Source organism: Bifidobacterium sp. UBA744 (assembly GCA_002298605.1).
Taxonomy (GTDB): domain Bacteria; phylum Actinomycetota; class Actinomycetes; order Actinomycetales; family Bifidobacteriaceae; genus Bifidobacterium.
Map to the genome: position 1 here is coordinate 1 of DBKS01000043.1, position 5,825 is coordinate 5,825.

Genomic DNA, 5,825 nt, shown 5'->3' on the forward strand with positions numbered 1-5,825 from the left:
GCTTTCGCCCAGCTTCTTGAGCTGGCGCAGGAAAATGTCGGAGGAATAGACGCCCGCGGGGCCGGCACCGATAACGGCGATGCGCAATTCGTTGGTGTTGTTTTCGGAATTCTCAGTCACGCGCTCTAGCCTAACGCAAACCGACGAATCACAACAGGGGCCGGATGGCTTAATGGAGATAATTCCAAACCCGCTTCCATCTGCATTCCGCACCCCCCGCCGAATTGCTTTCATGGTCCCCAAGCGCCGTTATTCGCGATCCAGCATCGCAGTCAACGCCCACAGGATGCTCACCACATCGATGGCTTCCTGCAAAAAAGCACCGACCACAACGGGGATCAGGTCGAATGCGGCCGCGACCATGCCAATGACGGCGAGCGTAAGGCCGGCGATCACCGCCTGCAGCATCACGCGCTTGGTGTGACGGGCGATTGCGATTGCGCGGGGCACCGCGGCGATATCGTCGTTCATAATCACCACTTGCGCGGACTCGGAAGCGGCCGTGGACATGCCGTCCGTGATGGCCATGCCGATGGTGGCCGAGGCGAGCACCGGCGCGTCGTTCACACCGTCGCCGACCATCATGGTGATCTCGTGCGAGGACTGGGCCACGGCCTTCACCTTGTCTTCCGGGAAGAGTTCGGCGCGAACGTCGTCGATGCCGATCTGTTCGGCGATGATTCTGGCGGAGGCCGCCTTGTCGCCCGTCAGCATGGTCAGACGGTTGACGCCCAATTCCTTCAGGCGCGCGACAGCCGCCTTCGCATTGGCCCGCGGCACGTCCTTCAGCACAATGCGCGCAACCAGATGCCCGTCGACCGCCACATACGACGCCATCTCGTCGGGGGCAAGCTGCGCAAAGCGGGGGCGCAGATCACTGCCGGCGCCATCGGAGCGCATGAATCCGCGTTCATCCGAAGCGACGAAAGCGTATCGCCCAACGCGCACCTCGTGTCCGTTCACCTCGCCGGTCACGCCGCTGCCGGCATCCTCACGCACATGCTTGACCACCGGGTATTCGCGTCCGCGGCCCATCCAACTCGCCTCGGGCTCCGGGCAACGACGCTGGCCGGCATCGTAACGGTCATGCAGGCGCGTAATCGCGGCATTGCCGGCAGCCGCAATGCCCTTCGCCAGAATATGCACCGAATAGGATTCCACCACGCCGGCGAACATCAGTACATGATCCTTGCTGAGCCGGGCCGCGGGCCCCTCGAGCCCCTTGGCCATGTCCACGCGCACCACCTGAGGCCGTTTGACGGTCAGCGTGCCGGTTTTGTCGAAGAACACATGGGTGATGCGGCCCAGATTCTCCAGCACCTCCTGGGCCTTGATGAGCACGCCGGCCTTGGCGAGGCGACCGGTGCCGGCCATATAGGCGACGGGGGCGGCGATCAGCAGCGGACATGGGGTGGCCAGCACCAGCACTTGGGCGAAGCGCAGCGGCGTGCCGGAGACGAACCAGGCCAAACCGGCGATCACGAAGGAAATCACCGTGAACGGCACCGCCAGCAAATCAGCGGTTTTCACCACTGCCGGCCGAGACTCCTGCGCGGAAGAAACCAGCTCCAGGATGCGCTGGTATTGCGAATCGTGGGCGAGTTTGGAAGCCCTCATGGTGATCATCGAAGCGCCATTTACCGCACCGGACAGGATCCGCGCACCGGCATATACCTCACGTGGCACCGGTTCGCCGTTGATATTCGACAGGTCAAGCGTGGCCGAGCCGGAGAGCAATTCGCCATCGACCGGCACGGTTTCGCCTGGCAGCACCACCAACAGGTCATTCAACCGAACATCCTGCACCGGCACCGAGCGGTAATGCGTCGAGCCGGTTCCCTTCCCATCGTTTTCCCGGGGGGCGGCCGTCACGCGGCGGAATCCATCCGGCGAAGCGGCAACGGCAGCCGACGACGACGCCGTCTGCGCAAGGTACCATGGGGTCTCCTCGTCTCTCGAATGCCTCATGGCCTGGCTGTCGGCTCCACGCGTATCCGGAATGCCGCCGTCCTTGCCGACGCCCTTGCCGCCGTCCTCGTTGCCCACACCAGGCAGATCAACCACATGCGCAATGTGGGGAGCCGCCTTGAGCAGGGCGGTCAGCGAACTCCCCGCCTTGGCCTGCGCGTACTCCTCGATGGCCTCACCGGAGGCGATCATCAGCGTAACCGCCCAACTTGCCCAGTATTCCCGCACGGCCAACGTGGACAGGATCGCCACCACGGCCAGCACATCCACGCCAACATGACCGTGTCGAATATCCTCAATCATGCCGATCAGCGTGTCGCCCACGGTGTAGAGCACCAGCGCGACCACGATCCATTGCCCAAGCGACGGATTGACGGGCCACCCCCACACGGCCGTCGGCCAGGACCCCCACGGCCGGCAATCCCACAGCAGGGCGAGCGGAACAGCCGCCACGATCACCACGGGCAGTAATGGAACGAGTTTGCAGATTGCGATGATTCGAGAACCGATACGGGTGACGATGCGCATTGACACGACTCCTTACGCTGGTATCCGGGCCGCCCGCACAGGGTTCCAATACTATGCGCGACCGGCAAAACTACCTGTCACGCCTTGTTAACCCATCGAATGCGGATATGCCCGCACATCGATACACGGCGTAAAGATTCGTCTATCACTATAGCAAAGCCCCGGCGGTGCACCGCATTGGGTGCGTCCGCCGGGGCTTGGCCTGGAGCTGGACGGCATCAGGGCCGCCGAAGCCGCTCAATCAGAGCGGGTCCGATGATTCGCTGGCTGCTGGCTGCTGGCTGCTCGACTCGGATCAGTTCCATCCAAACAGCTGGCTGAACGGATCGGACAGGCCGCCGTTGTCTCCGTCGCTGTTGCCATTGCCATTCGAGTCATTCGAACCGTTCGAACCATTGCCGGAGTTGCCGTACGGGTTGGTCTGGCCGTTCGAACCATTACTGTTCGAACCATTGCCATTCGACCTGTTGTTGTTCTGGTTCTGGCTATTGCCGCTGGACGAGCTGGAGCCGTTCACCGCGGATTCCTCCTGATCAAGGGTGACCGTCAACTCGATCGTCTTGCCGTCGCGCACCACCGTCAGCTTGGCGGTGTCCCCCATGGCGGAGGCGCGTACGAAGCCGAGCAGTGAGTACGAATTGGTGACGGACTTGCCGTTGTAGCCCACGATCACATCACCGGCCTTGACGCCGGCCTTTTCCGCGGGGCCGCCGGAAGTCACCGCATTGACACCGGCGCCTGCGCGGGTCACGCCATCGGCGGTGGCGGTCGCGGCCTTGGCAACGTTGACCGTAATGCCAAGCGCCACATGCTGCACCTTGCCGTTCTTGACGATTTCGTCGGTCACGCGCTTGACCAGATTCGACGGAATGGCGAAGCCGATGCCGATGGAACCGGCGGACGACGACGAGGAGGCGGTGGAGGCGATCGACGAATTGATGCCGATTACCTGGCCGGCCGCGTTAAAGGTCGGACCGCCAGAATTGCCGGGGTTGATGGCCGCGTCGATCTGCACCGCATTGGTGAAGATGTTCTCGCCGCTGTCCTCATCCTGCACCGTAACCGGACGGTTCAGGGCGGAGACGATGCCCGTGGTCACCGTATTCGCATAACCGAGCGGATTGCCCACGGCCATGATGTTCTCGCCCACGGCGAGCGTGTCGGAATCGGCGAAGGTCACTGCGGTCAGATCGCTCGGAGCGTTGTCGAGCTTGATCACGGCCAGATCGGTGGTGGTGTCGGTGCCGACCAGCTGCGCGGAATACAGGTTGCCGTTCGACAAGGTCACCTGAATTTGCTGTGCGCCGGACACCACGTGGTTGTTGGTCACGATATGACCGTCCTTGTCGATGATCGCGCCGGACCCCTTGCCGGTCCCGTTGGAGAGCTGCGTGGTGATGGAGACCACGGAAGCGGAAACGTCACTCGCAACGGTCTTCCAATCGGGCGCTTCGCCACTCTTGGCGGTGGCGGACCCGGAACCGCCCGTGTTGGAGCTGAGGGAATTCATGCTGGACGAACTCGGCACGGTGATCCAGCCCTGGGAGATGCCGGCCCACCCGAGACCAAGCATCAGCGCTGCGGACAGGACCGCGGCGACGACCGCGGTCACAACCGTCGTCGCGGAGGCCTTGCCGTTCGGATGGACACCCTGCGGGCCGGGCTGCTGGCCACCACCCTGCGCAAATGGCGTAGGCGGCACCTGAGGCGGCACCTGACCGCCGGGCTGCTGGGGTTGTTGAGGCTGGGACTGCTGAGGATGATGGGGCTGGGCGCCGCCCTGCTGATGGTTCTGGGCGGCGAAGGGGTTGCCGAACCCAAACAGGCCGGACTGGTTTTGCTGCTGCCCGTTGTTCGACTGCCCGTCCTGCGACTGCTCAGGTTCCGGAGCGCCGAACGGATACGGGTTAAACGGACCGGCCGGAATATTCTGCCCATAGGTCGGCTGACCATTGGTCGGATTTGCGGGAGTCTGCGACGCTGCAGGATCGTACGCTCCGTATTCGGGAGAGGGGCGATACGGCTCCGGGGTGGCGGCACCTGCATTCGGGGCTGTGCCACCGGCGGGAACAGCCGGCAATGGGGTGGTCGGCTGGTCCGGAGCGGCTGCGGGCGCCATTGGTATCGTTTCGGTCGGCTGTTCGACGGTCGGATGGTCCGCCGGAGCGACCTGCCCCTGATTATCGTTATCGGAGCTGCCGCCTTGATTGAGATTGTTCGAATCGGACGACTCGGCGTTGGCCGGGGTCGAACCGCCCTGCGGCACCTGCCAAGGATTGCGCTGATCGTCAGCCATGATTACTCCTTCATGTCTACGTGATGGCCTCATCCCCACGATGAGCCGTTCGCGTTTCTGCTACCTAGAAGTAAAGATACTTGCTCTGGAAGTTTCCTGAATGTTGTTTGAAAGCAGGGACAGAATTACCCACCAGTTTATCGCCCGGGGGGGGCGGCAGCCATCCGATTCGCTAGAGTGGAGCCATGACGTCATTATTGGAACATCCTCGCGGAGCGGCCCCCGGACGCCCCGGCGATCGCAGCGCATTCAGCTTCGAGACCATCACCCGGCTGCCTCATTCAGCCAACGGCTTAGGCCGCGACGGCGCCCGATACGGCCGCACCGGCATCATCCACACCCCGCACGGCGACATTCGCACACCGGCGTTCGTGCCGGTCGGCACGCAGGCCGCCATGAAAGGCGTGCTGCCCGAGCAGATGAAGCAACTGGGCGCCCAGTGCCTGCTGGCCAATGCCTTCCATCTGTTCGAGCGTCCCGGCCCCGAAACGCTTGACGCCGCCGGTGGACTTGCGCGGTTCATGAATTGGGACGGTCCGACCTACACCGATTCCGGAGGATTCCAGGTCCTTTCGCTCGGCGCCGGCTTCAAGAAAACGCTGGCGATGGACGTCACCGGCCTCAAATCCGATGACGTGATCGCCGATGGCAAAGAACGCCTGGCCTTTGTAGACGAGGACGGCGTAACCTTCAAATCGCCGTTGAACGGCGACGAGCATCGCTTCTCCGCCGAAATCTCCATGGGCATTCAGCATCATATCGGCGCGGACATCATGTTCGCGTTCGACGAGCTGACCACGCTGATGAACACGCGGTCCTATCAGGAGCGTTCGGTGGAGCGCACGTACCGCTGGGCGAAGCGCTGCGTGGCCGAGCACCAGCGACTGACGGCCGAACGGGCGGGCAAGCCATACCAGGCGTTGTTCGGCGTGGTGCAAGGCGCGAACTACGAGGATCTGCGACGCCATGCCGCCGAGCAGATCGCTTCGCTCGACTTCGATGGCGTGGGCATCGGCGGGGCGATCGAAAAGCG

At 63.2% G+C, this 5,825-nt stretch carries 3 protein-coding genes; 1 reads left to right on the plus strand and 2 read right to left on the minus strand.

What is annotated here, in order from left to right; genetic code table 11:
• Positions 1-249: 249 nt before the first annotated feature.
• Together B2994_RS04155 and B2994_RS04160 are read right to left on the minus strand one after the other, a co-directional pair.
• Entirely contained in the window at positions 250-2,496 is a 2,247-nt protein-coding gene (locus B2994_RS04155) for a heavy metal translocating P-type ATPase (protein WP_291527118.1), read from the minus strand.
• 295 nt (positions 2,497-2,791) lie between these two features.
• Positions 2,792-4,792: a S1C family serine protease gene (locus tag B2994_RS04160; RefSeq protein ID WP_291527119.1), complete on the minus strand. Its 2,001-nt coding sequence runs from the start codon at positions 4,790-4,792 to the stop codon at positions 2,792-2,794.
• Positions 4,793-4,977: 185 nt separating this feature from the next.
• Between B2994_RS04160 and B2994_RS04165 the strand changes: the two genes are divergently transcribed.
• Positions 4,978-5,825: tRNA-ribosyltransferase family protein (locus B2994_RS04165; protein ID WP_291527120.1), on the plus strand; the 848-nt coding region annotated here is incomplete at its 3' end.